This is a genomic window from Paraburkholderia sp. SIMBA_030 (assembly GCF_046535245.1).
In the GTDB taxonomy this organism is placed as follows: domain Bacteria; phylum Pseudomonadota; class Gammaproteobacteria; order Burkholderiales; family Burkholderiaceae; genus Paraburkholderia.
In genome coordinates this window covers 1-285 of record NZ_JAWRXB010000304.1, presented here as the reverse complement: position 1 = coordinate 285, position 285 = coordinate 1, and the positions used below count along the sequence as shown (strand labels likewise).

At 66.0% G+C, this 285-nt stretch carries 1 protein-coding gene; it reads right to left on the bottom strand.

Going from position 1 to position 285, the window contains the following annotated elements:
• Positions 1 to 81: 81 nt before the first annotated feature.
• Positions 82 to 285, bottom strand: a 204-nt coding sequence (locus tag SB772_RS40110) for a hypothetical protein (RefSeq protein ID WP_410838532.1), incomplete at its 5' end; no start/stop codon positions are given.

The following is a 285-nucleotide window of genomic DNA, read 5'->3' as shown; positions in this document are numbered from 1 at the left end:
AGCGAAGCCAGGGGCTGGGCCCGGTCGGCGGTCCTGGTGATCAGGATGCGCCGACCGGTCACAGCTGAGGTAGCCGAAGGCTTAGGAAGCGGCAAGATCCGCGATCTCCGCGGCACCTGCCGCCAGCAGCAATTCCGCCACTTCGATGCCCAGCAACGTCGCGCCCACAACTGTCAGGCCGTCTGTCGCCTTCTTTTCACGCACGATCTTGGTGCCGTCCACGGCGCACACGGCCGCTTCCAAGTGCAGCATGCTGCCCTTACGGAACGCATAGGCGCCCACGGG